This window comes from Aeromonas sp. R2-4 (assembly GCF_040908365.1).
In the GTDB taxonomy this organism is placed as follows: domain Bacteria; phylum Pseudomonadota; class Gammaproteobacteria; order Enterobacterales; family Aeromonadaceae; genus Aeromonas; species Aeromonas veronii.
This window is the reverse complement of the sequence record NZ_JBFODO010000006.1, coordinates 44,356-60,240: the sequence shown is the minus strand read 5'-3', so window position 1 is coordinate 60,240 and position 15,885 is coordinate 44,356. Positions and strand designations below refer to the sequence as shown.

Sequence of the window (15,885 nt, the reverse complement as noted above, 5' to 3'; positions counted from 1 at the left end):
TTCAGCGTCCTTTAAAGCTTGAAGTGTCCCATCTCCTGGCGCAGTACCCGTGACAGCTGCTTGAGCTTGGCCGCCTCTTGCGACACATGGCGGGCGGCATCCCCCGATTGCTCGGAGAGAGAGGTGATGTTGCCGACGGTAGAGACCACCTCGTTGGCGGCGGTGGACTGCTCGCGCAGGGTGTGGCTGATCTCCCCCATCAGGCCGGTGAGGTTGGAGGCGTGGCTCTGGATGCTGGCGATCGCCTCGCCGGTCTGGTTGGCCAGCGTGACCCCGCGAGAGACGTTGTTGACCGTGTTCTCCATGCTGCGGATGGAGGCATCCGCCCCGCTCTGGATTTTGCTAATCATCCCGGTGATCTGCTGGGTTGACGCCGCCGAGCGGCTGGCCAGATTGCGCACCTCGTCGGCCACCACCGCAAAGCCGCGACCCTGTTCACCGGCCCGCGCCGCCTCAATGGCCGCGTTGAGGGCCAGCAGGTTAGTCTGATCGGCGATGCCGCGGATCACCCCGATGATCTCCGAAATCTGCTGGGTATGGCCGTTGAGCTCGGAGATGGTGCTGGCTGCATCCCCCACTGTGGTGGAGATATTCTCGATGCTGCCGAGAGTCTCTTTAATGACCCCTGACCCCTCCTCCAGGGTATTGGCGGAGACCTTGCTCAGCTCGTCGGCATGGGTGGCGTTGTCGGAGAGGTGGCTGATGCTCACCACCAGCTCCTCGATGGCGGCGGCCATGGTCTGGGTGCTGGTTTGCTGATCGGTAGCAAACTGGGCGGTCTGCTCGGCGATCTGGGCGATGCTGTCAGCAGAGTGGGACAGCTCCTCGGTGGAGTGAGAGACCTTGGCGATGATCCCTTTGAGGGTGGTCTGCATGCCGCCGAGCAGGCCGATCAGGCTCTCTTTCGATCCTGGCGGCACCTTGATGGGGCGCGAGAAGTCCCCTTCCGCCATCATATGAAGATCGGTCTTGAGCTGCTCGACCGAGGTGCCCACCAGATCGAGCAGGGAGCGATAGGTGCGCCAGAGGAAGAACATCAACACCAGACCGAGGGCGATAAAGAGATAGCGCAGCATGTCGGTATTGGCGATGGCGCTCTCGACTGCCTCATGGTTGCGCTGCTCCATCATCACGTAGAAGTCATCAATGGGGGACATGATGCGCCCCTTGTTCTGGTGATAGGCCTTGTCATGCATCATGGCGATGGCTTTTTGCTGGTTGGCAACCGGATCGCCATCGGTCTGCTGCACCAGTTTGAAGGCGGCGACCTCGGTGTTGACCAGTGCATCCGAGTTGTTTTTGGCCTCGTTCAGTTTGGCGAGCTCACCGTCGGTGAAACCGGCATCCTTCATCAGGTCGATCAGGCCACGGTGAACATTGCTGTCGGGGCGGGGATTCTGGCCGTTGGCGGCGACAAAGTCCCAGTAGATACGGTTGTAGCCATCCGGCCTCGGCTGTTCGCCGTTGCGAATGGCCAGGATCCGCATGTACTGCTGTTCGTAGGCTGGATCCTTGGTGATGACGTAGGTGCGCCCGAGTCGGGTCAGATCATCGGAGGATTGGCGCAGTTCGTCGGCCAGCAGGTAGGAGACATATTGTTGTCGATAACTCTCTTCCAGTTGTTTACCCGCCCAGCTGTAGGCGAAAAACACCAGTGACAGCAGGATCAGGGTGATGACGGATAGCAGCAGGTTGAGCTGAAAGGCGGGCTTGTTCTGTTCCATGGTATGGGCGTCCTTTCCCTATGGCTGAGTGTCGTATGGAGCATCGCCAAGTCAATGGCTGGCAAGGCTTTTTGCTCTGAGAGTATAGGAAGGGAAACTCACTGATGAAGGCTGTGGGGACAAATTAAGGGCGGATCAGGTGAACAAGTGTGGATAAAGATGACCGGGGTCAATTCCCCGGTCATCTGGGGTGGCGTGAGTTAATGCGGCCCGATCACCCGATCACCCGATCATAGGATTTCAAGGTCGGTGAGCGGCACGGCGCAGCAGGCAAGGATCTTGCCCTCCGCCCGCTCGGCGGCGGTGATGGCGGGGGCGTCGGGGTGATCCACCTCGCCCGAGACCAGCGTCTGTTTGCAACTGCCGCAGATGCCGGCGCGGCAGCTCCATGGCAGCTCTACACCTTGCTTGTTGGCCTGATCGAGGATGGTGCCCTGATTGTTGCCGGCAAACTCCCGCTCGCCGATGCGCAGTTGCACTGGCTGATGAGCGCGGGCCACCGAGAGAATGGCGCCGCCAAAACTCTCCTGTCTGATCCGCGCGGCCGGAACGCCGAGGGCCGCAACTTTGGCGGCAGCATCGGCCATAAAGCCGTGGGGGCCGCAGATAAAGACCTCTTTTTCGGCCAGCTCTTTGACCAGTTGCAGATGCTCATCATTGAGTCGCCCTTGCAGCCCCTGCCAGTGATTGTCCGGCTGGCTCAGGATAATGGTGAGGGCCATACCCTGCTGCGCCATGGCGTGCAGTTCGCTGGCGGCGGGAATGTCCGCTTCGCTGCGGCACAGGTGCATAAAGTGAACCTCTTCCAGCTCCCCGCGCAGGGTCAGGGTGCGGGCTATCGTCAGCATGGGGGTGACGCCGGATCCTGCGGAGAGCAACAGGAGGTTGCGCTCGGACCCTAAGTGAAACTCGCCTGCGGGGTTGGCGGCCAGCAGCCGATCACCCACCTGCAACTGCTGGTGCAGCCAGTGGGAGATGCGGCCACCCTCCACCTTTTTGACGCTGATGCTGTAACGCTCCGGGTGATCCGGCGTGGAGCTCAGGGTATAGCGCCGCTGGATCCGTTCATTTTTGATATCGAGGCTGATGGGCAGATGCTGGCCCGGCAGGTAGTCGGGCAGAGGCTCGCCATCGGCTGCTTCGAACCAGAAGGTCTCCAGATCCCGCGCCAGCGGTTCGCGGGCCACGCAGACCAGCTCCCGCTTCTTCGGTGCGGCGTTGGGGTAGACAGGTGGTCGCGTCGTCTCCAGCACCTCGATCTCGCTGCCCGCCTCAATCCACCCTTCGTTCAGCGCCACCAGATTCTGGCCGAAGTAGACCTCGCCATCCTCGCCACGGCGGTAGCGGGTGAGGGTCGCCAGCGGCTCTTTCAGGGCATTGAACCGATCGGTACCCGCCTCCACTGTGGTCATGATGCAGCGGCTGCAGGGCTTGACCACCTGAAACTCCACCTCGCCGATGCGGATGCGCACCCAGTTGTCCTCTTCGAAGGGGCGGGTGCCGCTTGCCACCAGATTGGTGCGAAATTGACTCATCTGGTGCAGCGCATCGGAGCGCAGATTGAGATCCTCAAGGGAAGCCTGGCTTATCAGCAGTAGCGGATAACCGTCGGCAAAGCTGACCCGGGTGCCGGTCTTTTCACGAAAGCGATCAGAGGTTTCACCCAGCCAGAGCAGTTGCACCGTCTCCCCTGCCACCCGGCTCAGCCACCCATCGGCTTTGGGGTCGGTGTGCAGGGCGGTGAAACGGTCGCTCCAGACTCCGGTAGCTTGCGGGGCGCGGCTGAAGTCGACCTCTTGCAGGGTGAGCGGTTCAAAGCCCGGATAGCGCAGTTGCAAGCCACCTTCGATGGGGGTAGCCACGACCTGTTGCAGTTGGGGATGGGTTCGGGCGGTGATAAAGGTGCCGTCTGGTTTGACCACCATGTAGCGGCGATCCCCTGCCAGTCCCTCTTCGGTCACCCGGGCGCGAGCCAGCGGCATACCTGCAGTCGATTTGATGGGGTAGAGGTGAATGCTGTCTAGCCTGGGCATCTTCATATCCTTGTGACGCGGCGCGATCGCCTGGAAAAAGGGGAACATAACGGTTCCCCGGCGATCCGGCAATCCTTTCAAGGGGGCGGTCTATAGTTGGGAAAACAGAACAAGAGGGCATTGGGATGAAAATAAGCTGGTTGCTGGCGGGGAGCCTTTTTTGCCACGGGATCTGGGCGCAGGAGCTGACCCTGACCACGGGAGAGTATCCCCCTTACTGCTCCGAGACGCTGAAATATCAGGGGCTGATCCCTCATGTGGTGAGCGAGGCATTCAAGAGTGAGGGGGTGAGCGTCAAGTTTCAGTTTCTACCCTGGAAGCGGGCCTTTCGCTTGTCGGAGGAGGGAGTGGTGGATGGCACAGTCCACTGGTATGAGTCGAGCGAGCGTCGCAAAACCCATCTCTACAGCGATCCCATCCTGAGTGAGACCTACGTCTGGTTCTATCTCAAGTCCGATCCGCTGGAATGGCGTGGCTATCAGGATCTGGCGGATCGCAAGCTGGCTGCGGTCAGTGGCTATACCTACAATGCAGATTTTTTTGCAGCCATCGCGCAGGTGCCGCTGCAGGTGCAGTTCGTCACCCGGCTGCGCCAGAGTTTCGATCTGCTGCTCTCCGGCCGCGCCGACCTGACCCTGGAGAACATCGATGTCGGCTACTACTCCCTGCGTCAGTTCTACCCAGCCAGCACGGTCGATCTCTTTGCAACCCATTCAAAACCCGTGATGAAAGTTGAAGGTCACTTGTTGATCAGTCGCAAGCGCGCCAACGCTGACGAACTGATCAAAACCTTCAATCGGGGGCTCGCCAAACTGAAAGCCAGCGGTCAGCTGGAGAAGATGTTACTTGAGTCACGTTCTGGTCTCTATGAACCATAAAGTGCAACATTTTTTGATCCTGATTCGCTAATCAGTACAAAAAAGCGGCCATTATCGACTCAGTTCCCAGTTTCTAACGCTTTCGCTTCTTCCCCATCCGGCCACCGTCCGCTTCGGCTACACGGTATCAAGCGCCATCGGGTGGGGCCTGTCACACAAAAAGAAGAAAGCAATGTATGAGCAAACAACTGGACATGACCCCATTGCCGGATCTCTCCCTGAAAACGGGAACAGGCCCGGTGCGTACCCGGCTACCCGTCTGGCGGCCGGCCCTGCCACCCTGCAATCACGCCTGCCCGGCCGGAGAAAATATCCAGGCCTGGCTCTCTTTGGCGCAGGCCGGCCGTTTTGAGGCGGCCTGGCAGACCCTGATCGAAGAGAACCCCTTGCCCGCCATTCATGGCCGGGTCTGCTATCACCCCTGCGAGAGCGCCTGCAACCGCGGTCAGGTGGATGAATCCGTCTCTATCCACGCCATCGAGCGTTTCCTCGGCGACGAGGCGCTGGCCCGTGGTTGGCTGCCTGCGCCCCCTGCCCCTGCCAGCGGCAAGAAGGTGCTGGTGATCGGTGCTGGCCCCTCCGGTCTCTCCTGCGCCTGGCACCTCAACCGGCTCGGTCATCAGGTGGAGATCCGCGAAGCGGGGCCACTGGCGGGCGGCATGCTGCGCTTCGGTATTCCCGCTTACCGTCTGCCTCGCGACGTGCTGGATCGGGAGGTAGCCCGTATCGTGGCGGCCGGAGTGACGCTGACTCTCAACCACAAGGTGGAGGATGTGCTGCGTGAGCGCGATAAGGGGGGCTTTGACGCCGTTTTTATGGCCATTGGCGCCCATCTGGCCAAGCGGGTCGATATTCCGGCCCGGGAGGCGGGCAAGATCCTCGATGCGGTGAGCTTCCTCGAACAGGCGAGTCTGGCCGAAGAGCAGGGCTTGCCACCGCCAAAACTGGGACGGCGGGTGGCCATCTACGGCGGCGGCAACACCGCCATGGACGCGGCGCGCACCGCCCGCCGTTTGGGCGTTGAAGAGGCGATGATCATCTATCGCCGCGACCGGGATCATATGCCGGCCCACGCCTTTGAAGCCGATGAGGCCGAGGAGGAGGGGATCAAGATCAACTGGCTGCGCACCATCCGCCAGCTTGATAGCACCAGCATCGAAGTGGAGGTGATGGCGCTGGATGCTGAGGGCAAACCGGTGCCCACCGGCAAGTTTGAAACCCTTGAAGCGGACTCCCTGATCCTGGCGCTCGGTCAGGAAGTTGATTTGAGCGTGCTGGAGAGCATTCCCGGCGTTCGGGTCAACAAGGAGGGGGTGGTACAGGTTGGTGAGAATCTGATGACGGATGTGCCGGGCCTGTTTGCGGGCGGCGACATGGTGCCCTCCGAGCGCACCGTCACCATCGCCACCGGTCACGGCAAGAAGGCGGCTCGCCACATGGATGCCTGGCTGCGCGGTCGCCACTATCACAAACCGCTCTCCTACCCGCTGGTGGGGCCGGAGCAGTTGCAACTCTGGTTCCAGACCCATGCCCCTGCCAGCAGCCAGCCGGTCAAACCGGCGTGGGCGCGAGATGACTTTGGCGAGATCATCGGCGGGCTGGATGAGGTGGCCGCCCGCTACGAGGCGGCGCGCTGCTACTCCTGCGGCAACTGCTTCGAGTGCGACGGCTGCTATGGCAGTTGCCCCGAACAGGCCATCGCCAAGTTGGGGCCGGGCAAAGGCTATCAGGTGGATGCCGAGCGCTGCACCGGCTGCGGTGCCTGTCACGACCAGTGCCCCTGTCACGCCATCGAGCTGCGCCAACCGGAGGAGTCCCAATGAAACATGAACTGATCATGGTCGACGGCAACGAAGCCGCGGCCCGGGTGGCGTACCAGCTGAGCGAAGTGTGTGCCATCTACCCCATCACCCCGAGCTCGACCATGGCCGAACTGGCCGATGCCTGGGCGGCGGAGGGGCAGACCAACCTGTGGGGCAACATTCCCACCGTAGTGGAGATGCAGAGCGAAGGGGGGGCTGCTGGTACGGTACACGGCGCCCTGCAGGCGGGGGCGCTCGCCACCACCTTCACAGCCAGTCAGGGGCTGATGCTGATGCTGCCCAACATGTACAAGATCGCCGGTGAATTGACCTCGGCGGTGTTCCATGTGGCGGCCCGCTCGCTGGCGGCGCAGGGGCTGTCGATTTTTGGCGACCATCAGGATGTGATGGCGGCGCGCAGCACCGGCTTTGCCATGCTCGCCTCCGGCTCGGTGCAGGAGGCGCAGGACTTGGCCTTGGTCGCCCACAGCGTCACCTTGCAATGCCGGGTGCCCTTTATCCACTTCTTCGACGGTTTTCGCACCTCCCACGAGGTGAACAAGATCACCGCCCTGCATCGGGATGAAATTCGGGCCCTTATCGACAACGACTGGGTGCGGGCTCACCGCGCACGGGCCCTCAACCCGGATCATCCGGTGATGCGCGGCACGGCCCAGAACCCGGATACCTACTTCCAGTCCCGCGAGAGCGTCAACCCCTTCTACGAGGCGGTACCGGCGCGGGTGCAGCAGTGCATGGACAACCTCGGCGAGCTGACCGGCCGTCACTACCGGCTGGTGGAGTATCACGGTGCACCGGATGCCACCGACGTCATCGTGCTGATGGGCTCGGGGGCGGCCACCGCCCGCACCACCGTGGATTGGCTCAACCGGCAGGATCGCAAGACCGGGGTACTGGTCATTCGCCTCTATCGCCCCTTCCCGGTACAGGCGCTGCTCGATGCGCTACCCGCGAGTGTGCGGCGCATGGCGGTGCTGGATCGCACCAAGGAGCCGGGGGCGGGTGGCGAGCCGCTGCTGCTGGATGTGCAGAGCGCCCTTATCGATGGCTTGCAGCGCGGCCTTATCAAGCGGTTGCCGTGGCTCAGTGGCGGTCGCTACGGCCTCTCCTCCAAGGAGTTCACCCCCGCCATGTGCGCGGCGGTATTCGAGGAGCTGGCATCCGATGCGCCGCGCCCGCGCTTTACCGTGGGGATAGTGGATGATGTATCGGGCCTCAGTCTGGCCTGGCACCCCATCGGCGATCTGGAGCCAGCCAGCCGGGTGCGGGCGCTCTTCTTCGGCCTCGGTGCCGACGGCACAGTCGGCGCCAACAAGAACAGCATCAAGATCATCGGCGAGCTGGAGGGGTTCCACGCTCAGGGCTACTTCGTCTACGACTCCAAGAAGTCGGGCTCGCGCACCGTCTCCCACCTGCGCTTTGGCCCCGAGCCCATCGACGCCCCCTGGCTTATCGAGCAGGCGAGCTTTATCGGTTGCCACCAGTGGGGCTTTGTCGAGTCGGTCGATCTGCTGGAGCATGCCGCCGAAGGGGCGACCCTGCTGCTCAATGCTCCCTATGAGCCTGAGCGGGTCTGGGCCGAGCTGCCCGAGCGGCTGCGCGCCCGCATCCGAGTCCTCGATATCCGCCTCTACTGCATCGATGGGGATCGGGTGGCCGAGCGCAACGGCATGGGTAATCGCATTAACACCATCATGCAGACCTGCTTCTTCGCGTTGGCTGGCATCTTGCCGCGGGATGAGGCGATTGCGCTGATCAAGGAGAGCATCGAGAAGAGCTATGCCCGCAAGGGGCCCGAGGTGGTCGAGCGCAACTTCGCGGCGGTGGACGACACGCTGGCCCATCTCCACCAGGTGGCCATCCCGGCCGGTGAGGAGCAGATCAGCGATTACCCGCTGCCGCTGGCACCGGGTGGCAGCGAGTTTGTCCAGCGGGTCACTGGCGAGATGCTGGCGGGGCGCGGCGATCTGATCCCCGTCTCCATGCTGCCGGTGGATGGCACTTACCCCACCGCCACCAGCCGCTTCGAGAAGCGGGATATCGCCCGCGAGATCCCGATTTGGCATTCGGACATCTGCATCCAGTGCGGGAACTGCGTCTTTGTCTGCCCCCATGGGGCGCTGCGGGCCAAGTTCTACCATCAGGACTGGCTGGCGACCGCCCCCGAGGCCGCCCAATCGGTGCCCGTTACCGCCAGGGGCTTCCCCGACAGCCGCTACACCCTGCAGCTCTATCCGGAAGATTGCACCGGCTGTGGCCAGTGTGTGCAGGCTTGTCCGGTGCGGGTCGGAGCGGATGCCCGCCATCAAGGCGAGCGCGCCATCGCCATGATGGACAAGGCGCCCCATCTGGCTGGCCAGAAACAGGCGCTGCGCTGGTTCGAGAGCTTGCCTTGGCCGGCCCGCGAGCGGGTGGACTTCTCCACGGTGCGCGGTGCCCAGTTCCTCGAACCCCTGTTCGAGTTCTCCGGCGCCTGCGCCGGCTGTGGCGAGACCCCCTACCTCAAGCTGCTGACCCAGCTGTTTGGTGACCGCATGCTGGTGGCCAACGCCACCGGTTGCTCCTCCATCTATGGCGGCAACCTGCCGACCACCCCCTGGGCCAAGAACGGTGAAGGGAAGGGGCCGGCCTGGTCGAACTCACTGTTCGAGGACAACGCCGAGTTTGGTTTTGGTTTTCGCCTCACCGCCGATCAGCACCACGGTCAGGCGGTGGCAGCCTTGCAGGCGATGAAGGGGGAGCTGGGCGCAGAGCTAGTCGAGTCGCTGATCAGCGCCCCGCAGCGGCTGGAGTCTGAGATCCGCGCCCAGCGTACCCGGGTCGCGCAAGTGCGGGAGCGGCTGGAAGAGGTGAAATCCGGCAAGGCTCGCGAGCTGCTCTCCTTGATTGATCAGCTGGTGCGCCGTTCGGTCTGGATAGTGGGCGGCGATGGCTGGGCCTATGACATCGGCTCATCAGGGCTCGATCACGTGCTCGCCTCCGGCCGCGATGTGAACGTGCTGGTGATGGATACCGAGGTCTATTCCAACACCGGCGGTCAGATGTCGAAATCGACCCCGCTCGGCGCTGTCGCCAAGTTCGCGGCGGGAGGCAAGACGCTGGCCAAGAAGGATGTGGCGTTGCAGGCCATCTCCTACGGCAACGTCTATGTTGCCCGCATCGCCTTTGGCGCCAACCCGCAGCAGGCGCTGCAGGCCTTGCGTGAGGCCGAGGCCTATCCGGGACCGTCGCTTATCATCGCCTACAGCCACTGTATCGCTCATGGCATCGATATGGAGTTTGGCCTGACCCAGCAAAAACGCGCGGTGGCTTCCGGTCACTGGCCGCTGATGCGCTACAACCCGGTACTGCGTAGCGCGGGGCAGAACCCCTTCAGCCTCGACAGCCTGCGCCCCTCCATTCCCCTTGCCACATATCGCCAAGAGGAGACCCGTTATCGGGGGCTGGCCCAAAGCCATCCGGAGGAGGCCGAACGGCTGATGCAGGTGGCGCAAAAAGTGGCGTGGCAGAAGTGGGCCACCTACGAGGAGATGGCCACCCGCGAGGCCAGCCATTTCCATCCGCCGGTGTGAGAATAGGTGAGTGAAATACAACCAAGCGGGCCATTGGCCCGCTTTTTTGTATCGAGAATCATGAGGTGTCTTTAGATAGAACAACTCTATAGCAAGGTTTGCTCTATTATCTTGTAACTATTAGATTGCAATATATCTTAGATATCACAAATATGTGAGGCGGCACAGAGAAAAACATATGAAAGGATAATATCCTGCAATATTGTTTGTTTTAAGCGGCAACTTGTCAACATGGAGGTTAATTTTAGAATGTCTAATAATAAGATACCCTTTGGTTTGAGAGACGGTGTTTTAGTTGAGGTTTCAGAAGTGAAATCTGGGCTTGCTTGTGGTTGTATATGTCCATCTTGCCATGGGAAATTACAGGCGAATAAAGGACAAAAAGTTTCACATTACTTTTCTCATGATCCATCCAATGCAACTAAAACAACGAAGGCGTGTGAGTCAGCTTTTGAAACATCAATTCATTTAATGGCCAAACAAATTCTAAGTGAAGAAGGTGTTTCAAAATTCCCCAAGCTATCAGTAACAGTCACCCAAAAGGATAAACTTGGGAATTCTCATGAAGAAACGTGTATGGTAACTGAAGAATCATTAATGAAATTTAGTCATGTGAAGTTAGAGCAACAATTGAGTGTTATCAGACCTGATATAATTGCCTACAACAGTTCAACTCGTTATCTAATTGAAATTGCAGTAACACACTTTGTGGATACTGAGAAACTGAAATGGATTAGGGCCAATGAAATGTATGCAATTGAAATCGACTTATTTAAGGTGACTTATACAACAACGAAAGAGGCTCTAAAACAATTGATTATTGAAAGCGTAGCTAATAAAAAATGGCTATCTAATCCTGAAGCTCATGCAAAGAAGTCTGAATTAAAGATGAAATTAGATGAAAGAGTGAGGGTTGTTAACGAAAATATTGATAAGGCTAAGCTGAAAAATAAAGTTGCTAGCCATATTGATGTCGTAGTGCCTCAGAAAAAGAATGTGACTTCTGGCTATGATAGTAAAACTAAAAATATAAAAGAATCTGATCCTAGGTGGTTTTTATGTGAGGCGTGTCGCCATGTATTCAAAGTAGCGTTAAAAGATGCGCCATACACAATAAAAAGCATCCCATGTCCAGAGTGTGAACATGCTGTCTCAGCTAGATAAGAATGTTGTGAATATTAAATAATCGGATTTTATTCGTGCTGGGTAGGTTGAAAACTGTGCTGTGCCCATAGCTAGTTATGAAGAAAGGCTAGCGTTCTGTGGGGCTGGCCAAGAAAGAATATTGAGAAAATATAACGTCCCTAACGTAATGATATGTTGTTGTCTTGGCATCATTTATTTATCCGCAGGTTAAGGCTTCCTTTTCTTTCCAAGGCAGGTAAGCTGCGGGGCAAATAGCGTCAAGCAGGAGAAGGGTCGATGACAGAACAACATTTCGCCGGGACGATCGGCATTCTGGGGGCGGGGTGGCTTGGGTTGCCGCTGGCGCGGGCCCTGCTGGCGGCAGGCAAGCAGGTGGCGGTGACGGTCAGCAGCCCCGAGAAGGCGGCCCGTTTGCAGGGGGAGGGGATCAACGCCTATCCGCTGACGATTTCTGCCGAGATGCCCATCGCTGATCAAAAAGCGCCGTGGCCCATCCCCTGCGAATCGCTGGTTATCTGCGTACCGCCGAGCAAGACCGATGACTACCCGCAGGCGGTGGCCAAGGCCTGCGCATTGGCCAAGGCGAGTGGCACCCGGCGGGTACTGTTTGTCAGCGCCACTTCGGTGTGGGGCGCAGGGCAGCAGGAGGGGGAACAGCCCAAACCCCGCCATGCCCGTGGCGAGCGGATGCTGGCGGCGGAGCAGGCGGTGCTGGCGGCCGGTTTCGAGGCGGTGATGATAGTGCGCCCCTCCGGCCTTTATGGCCCGGATCGCCATCCCGGTCGTTTCCTGGCGGGCAAGACGCTGGATGGCGGCGCCCAGTCGGTCAATCTGGTCCATCTGGACGATGTGGTGGCGGCTTGCATGCTGCTGCTGGAGCGGGGCAAGGACGGGGATGTGTTCAACCTGAGCGCGCCGGTGCATCCGCGCCGCGAGCAGTTCTATCCCTTTGCGGCGCGCCAGCAGGGGCTGCCTGCGCCGGTCTTTATCGAGCCTGCCGGTGAATTTCAGCCCATCGACGGTCAGCTGATTTGCCAGCAGATGGGATTCAACTATCGCTGGCCCGATCCGGCCCACTGGTTTGCCGAGCTCGCCGCCTCGGGCAATTGAGGTTTGCCAAGGGGGTGATCGCCCCCTATCATGCCGCCATCCATGAGAGAGAGGCGGTAATGATGGTAGATACAAAACGTCACCCCGATGGGGAGTTGTTGCTGAGAACCCTGGCAATGCCAGCCGATACCAACCCCAATGGTGACATCTTTGGTGGCTGGATCATGTCCCAGATGGATATAGGTGGGGGCATTATGGCCAAGGAGCTGGCAAAAGGACGTATTTGTACCGTATCCGTCGAAGGCATGACCTTTCACAGTCCGGTCAAGGTGGGCGATGTGGTCTGCTGCTACGGCCGCTGCATGAAGATCGGCCGCAGCTCCATGAAGCTCAAGCTGGAGGTGTGGGTCAAGCCGGTACTGCGGGAAAACGATGCCCAGCGTTACTGTGTGACCGAGGGGATCTTCACCTATGTCGCCATCGACGAACAGGGCAAATCCCGCCCGGTTCCGGTGAGTGCCTGATTAAATCAGCCGGGCATTGATGATGGATATTTCCTGCTCAAGCCCGGTTTTTTGCCGTATCATGCGTTCCAGCATCTCTTCCGAGCCCACATATTGCAGGGTGTCAAACAGGCAGAGATCGCATTGAGGGTCCCGTCTTATCTGATAGACGGTGGCCAGCTCCACTTGATGACAATTTCCTTGTTGATCATAAAACGTCACGTTGTACCGAAGTTCTTTCGCCATGAGACAAGGTCCTTCTGGTTGGGTGGAACAGGGACTATCAGCTTAGTCGGCGTGGATGACGTTTGTGATGGTCGCAACAAAAAGCAAAGGCGGGCGGTTGTTAGCCAATGAAAAATAGTTATCGCATTCTTGGCACCTCCCTGCTGACCCTGGGGTTGGTAGGCTGTTTTGAGGTGCCGGATCAGAACCATCTGGTCACAGCTCAAGGGATTGTGCCGGGACTCGACTGCCAGCGTCCGCCGCTGGTAGCGTTGGCGACCACGGCGCTGCCCCGTGAATTCGGGGTGACGGTGTGGAATCTCTACAAGGGCCAGCGCAAAAACTGGCGTGAAGGGATGGACAGTTATGCCAAGGGGCAGGATCTGGTGCTGCTGCAAGAGTCGGCCACCCGTCCCGATATGCTCGACTGGCTGCGCGCCGGTGATTTCCAGTGGCAACAGCTGCAAGCCTTCACCCAGGGCGGCGTCTCGTTCGGGGTAATGACGGTGGCCAAGACCCCGCAGGCGTTCGTCTGTGGCGTGCGCTCCCCCGAGCCTTTGCTGCGCATCCCCAAATCCGGGCTGGTGAGCCTCTATCCGCTGCAGGGCGATCCTGACGGCGTTATGGTCATCAATATCCATGCGGTCAATTTCGAGCTGGGGATGGCTACCTTCCGCGAGCAGCTCAACGATTTGACTGCCTTGGTGCGCCGCCATCAGGGGCCGGTGATCCTGGCCGGTGATTTCAATACCTGGAGCGACAAGCGCCAGTTCTGGCTGAATAAATTGGTGGACGAGCTGGGTCTGCAAGAGGCCGTGCCGGTGCCTGACCTGCGCCGTACCGCCTTCGGTCGCCCACTGGATCATCTCTACTACCGCAATCTGGATCTGGTCGAGGTGAGTTCACCGGCCACCGACAGTTCGGATCACAACCCCATCATTGCGCGTTTTGCCGCCCAGTCTGTGACTCCCTGACAAGGGTAGTGCGAGTTCCGCTCATAAAAAAATCCGGCGCTTGATGGCGCCGGATTTTTTTATACGCTCTGGCGGTCAACCCGCTCGGGATGACCCGCAGAAATTACTGGTAGAGACCCAGATTCGCTTTGGCGTAGGCTTCGAAATCGGTGCAGCCACCGATGTGCTGCTCGTCCAGGAAGATCTGCGGCACTGTGTTGACCGGCTTGCCGGCGCTCTTGGCCAGATCTTCTTTGGTGATGCCTTCTGCATGGATATCCACGTAGCGGAATTTGAAGTCATCGCGCTGTTCGGTCAGCTGCTCGGCGATCTGTACGGCACGGACACAGTAGGGGCAACCCGGGCGACCAAAAATCACTGCAAACATATTTTCTCTCCGTTTTTTAAGCCGTTTATGTATGGCCGTTGATATGAGGCAGGCAACAGCATAGCCCTGCCTCGTGGCGACTTGAAGCCGAAATTATCGATACCGTGATTCGAGTGGGCCTATTGGCTCAGCTCTCGTCGGCGATCTGGATCGGCTGCTGCTGATAGATGCTCTCCAGCACCCCCTTCTCGAATACAGTCCAGGGCCACGGCGCCTTGCTGGCACGGTAGCGCTCATGGGTGGCTGGATCTTGGGACAGGCCGCGCTGGAACATCACGAACGCCTTGCGCTGGCCGCCTGCCGTGTCGATAAAGCCCACCAGATTGGAGGTGCCGGTGATGGTCCCTGTCTTGGCGTGCACCTTGTTCTTCATCATGGGGGCGGTGACGCTGCGGCGCCACGCCAGGGTGCCATCCACCTGGGAGCTTGGCAGCAGCTTGATCAGGCCAAGCTCGGCATCATTTTTCTGGATGAAGTTCAGCACCGACATCATCTGACGGGCGCTGATGAGATTGTGAGCGGAGAGACCGGAGCCGTCAGCCAGGGTGGCATTGCCCAGATCGATGCCGTTCTTGGTCAGGATGGCGCGCACCGCCATGGTGCCGCTGCGATAGCTGCCCGGCTTGTTGTAGTAGTGACGGCCCACGGTTTTGAGGAAGGTGTCGGCATAGAGGTTGTCCGATTTCTTCAGCATCTTGGCCAGCATCACCGGCAGGGAGACCGAGTAGTGGGTGCCGAGGGTCTCAGCCCCTTCAGGGGCCTTGTGGGTGACCCGCAGCAGACCATCATGCTTGATACCGGCCCGGTTCATCGCCCAGCGGATGTTGTCCCAGCCCCAGGCTTCCACGTCGTGAATGGCGAAACGCAGTCCCTGCGGCTCCTTGTTCGGAGTAATGCAACCCTTGAGCTCGTAGAAGTTGCCCTTGGCCATGTCCACTTCCAGTGCGCAGAACTGGCGCGCCATATCGCCATAGCTCATCACCTCCACGTTGTCGGCACCGATGCCGATGGGGACGCCGGTAGCTACATTGCCGACCGCCGGTTTGCCAATCTGGGTGGCGGTGATGGTGCCGTAGGCGCAGTTCTTGTCGATGATGACCGAGGAGACGGGAGCGGCGAAGCAGAGGGTCTGATCCCCCCACGACCAGCCGTTGCCGCGCTCGTAGCCGTTGTAGGCGCCGGTGTTGACGTAGACATTGCCCTTGATGCTGGTGACGCCGAGCTGTTTGAACAGGGCCAGCAGATCCATCCGGGAGAGGGTGGGGTCGCCGACGAAGTTGATCCAGATATCGCCGTTGATGGTGTCACCCTGTTTGGCTCCGGGTTGGGCCTGAATGTCGGTGGCGAAGCGGAAGTCGGCACCCAGCTCGAGGCGGGCCGCCAGCGCGGTGAGCACCTTCATGGTGGAGGCGGGGGCGATCATCTGATCGGCGTGGCGGGCGAACTCGACGCCGTTATTGCCCTGCACCATGATGGCGTACTGGCCACCCTGAGGGGGAGTCAGCGGGGCGGCGTGAGCCGCCAGAGAAGAAAAGAGAGCACAAAAACCAATCAACAGCCGCTGCATAACATCCTCTAACGTGACGAAGG

At 59.7% G+C, this 15,885-nt stretch carries 12 protein-coding genes; 7 read left to right on the top strand and 5 right to left on the bottom strand.

The features are described from left to right. Positions 1–11: 11 nt before the first annotated feature. Both AB5Z05_RS02935 and AB5Z05_RS02930 read right to left on the bottom strand, forming a co-directional pair. A complete protein-coding gene (locus tag AB5Z05_RS02935; RefSeq protein WP_368150066.1) occupies positions 12–1,724 on the bottom strand; it encodes a methyl-accepting chemotaxis protein in 1,713 nt (570 codons plus the stop codon). Between the two features lie 230 nt (positions 1,725–1,954). After that, on the bottom strand, positions 1,955–3,805 hold the full coding sequence (locus AB5Z05_RS02930; RefSeq protein ID WP_368150065.1) for an MOSC N-terminal beta barrel domain-containing protein: 1,851 nt from the start codon (positions 3,803–3,805) through the stop codon (positions 1,955–1,957). A 77-nt stretch (positions 3,806–3,882) separates the two neighbouring features. Between AB5Z05_RS02930 and AB5Z05_RS02925 the strand changes: the two genes are divergently transcribed. The 6 genes from AB5Z05_RS02925 to yciA all read left to right on the top strand — a co-directional run bounded on the left by AB5Z05_RS02925 (position 3,883) and on the right by yciA (position 12,750). Next, entirely contained in the window at positions 3,883–4,635 is a 753-nt protein-coding gene (locus AB5Z05_RS02925; protein ID WP_368150064.1) for a substrate-binding periplasmic protein, read from the top strand. A gap of 176 nt (positions 4,636–4,811) precedes the next feature. Next, positions 4,812–6,458, top strand: coding sequence for an NAD(P)-binding protein (locus AB5Z05_RS02920; protein ID WP_368150063.1), 1,647 nt, complete (start codon positions 4,812–4,814; stop codon positions 6,456–6,458). After that, positions 6,455–10,030 carry a pyruvate:ferredoxin (flavodoxin) oxidoreductase gene (gene nifJ, locus AB5Z05_RS02915; RefSeq protein ID WP_368150062.1) on the top strand — a complete coding sequence of 1,192 codons (3,576 nt, stop codon included), beginning with the start codon at positions 6,455–6,457 and terminating at the stop codon, positions 10,028–10,030. Before AB5Z05_RS02920 ends, nifJ begins: the two co-directional genes overlap by 4 nt. Before the next feature lie 249 nt (positions 10,031–10,279). Further along, a complete protein-coding gene (locus AB5Z05_RS02910; protein ID WP_368150061.1) occupies positions 10,280–11,194 on the top strand; it encodes a hypothetical protein in 915 nt (304 codons plus the stop codon). A gap of 258 nt (positions 11,195–11,452) precedes the next feature. After that, a complete protein-coding gene (locus tag AB5Z05_RS02905; RefSeq protein WP_368150060.1) occupies positions 11,453–12,286 on the top strand; it encodes an NAD-dependent epimerase/dehydratase family protein in 834 nt (277 codons plus the stop codon). A 59-nt stretch (positions 12,287–12,345) separates the two neighbouring features. After that, positions 12,346–12,750 carry an acyl-CoA thioester hydrolase YciA gene (gene yciA / locus AB5Z05_RS02900; RefSeq protein WP_005337875.1) on the top strand — a complete coding sequence of 135 codons (405 nt, stop codon included), beginning with the start codon at positions 12,346–12,348 and terminating at the stop codon, positions 12,748–12,750. Here the strand turns inward: yciA and AB5Z05_RS02895 are convergent, their stop codons facing one another. Next, positions 12,751–12,975 carry a hypothetical protein gene (locus AB5Z05_RS02895; RefSeq protein ID WP_005337874.1) on the bottom strand — a complete coding sequence of 75 codons (225 nt, stop codon included), beginning with the start codon at positions 12,973–12,975 and terminating at the stop codon, positions 12,751–12,753. Between the two features lie 107 nt (positions 12,976–13,082). On the opposite strand from AB5Z05_RS02895, the gene AB5Z05_RS02890 reads away from it, so the two are divergent. Continuing rightward, positions 13,083–13,928 carry an endonuclease/exonuclease/phosphatase family protein gene (locus AB5Z05_RS02890; protein ID WP_005337873.1) on the top strand — a complete coding sequence of 282 codons (846 nt, stop codon included), beginning with the start codon at positions 13,083–13,085 and terminating at the stop codon, positions 13,926–13,928. Between the two features lie 103 nt (positions 13,929–14,031). On the opposite strand, the gene AB5Z05_RS02885 is transcribed toward AB5Z05_RS02890, so the two are convergent. Then, a complete protein-coding gene (locus AB5Z05_RS02885) occupies positions 14,032–14,328 on the bottom strand; it encodes a GrxA family glutaredoxin (protein ID WP_223849348.1) in 297 nt (98 codons plus the stop codon). A 94-nt stretch (positions 14,329–14,422) separates the two neighbouring features. Next, positions 14,423–15,862 carry a D-alanyl-D-alanine carboxypeptidase/D-alanyl-D-alanine-endopeptidase gene (dacB, locus tag AB5Z05_RS02880; RefSeq protein ID WP_005350510.1) on the bottom strand — a complete coding sequence of 480 codons (1,440 nt, stop codon included), beginning with the start codon at positions 15,860–15,862 and terminating at the stop codon, positions 14,423–14,425. Positions 15,863–15,885: the final 23 nt, after the last annotated feature.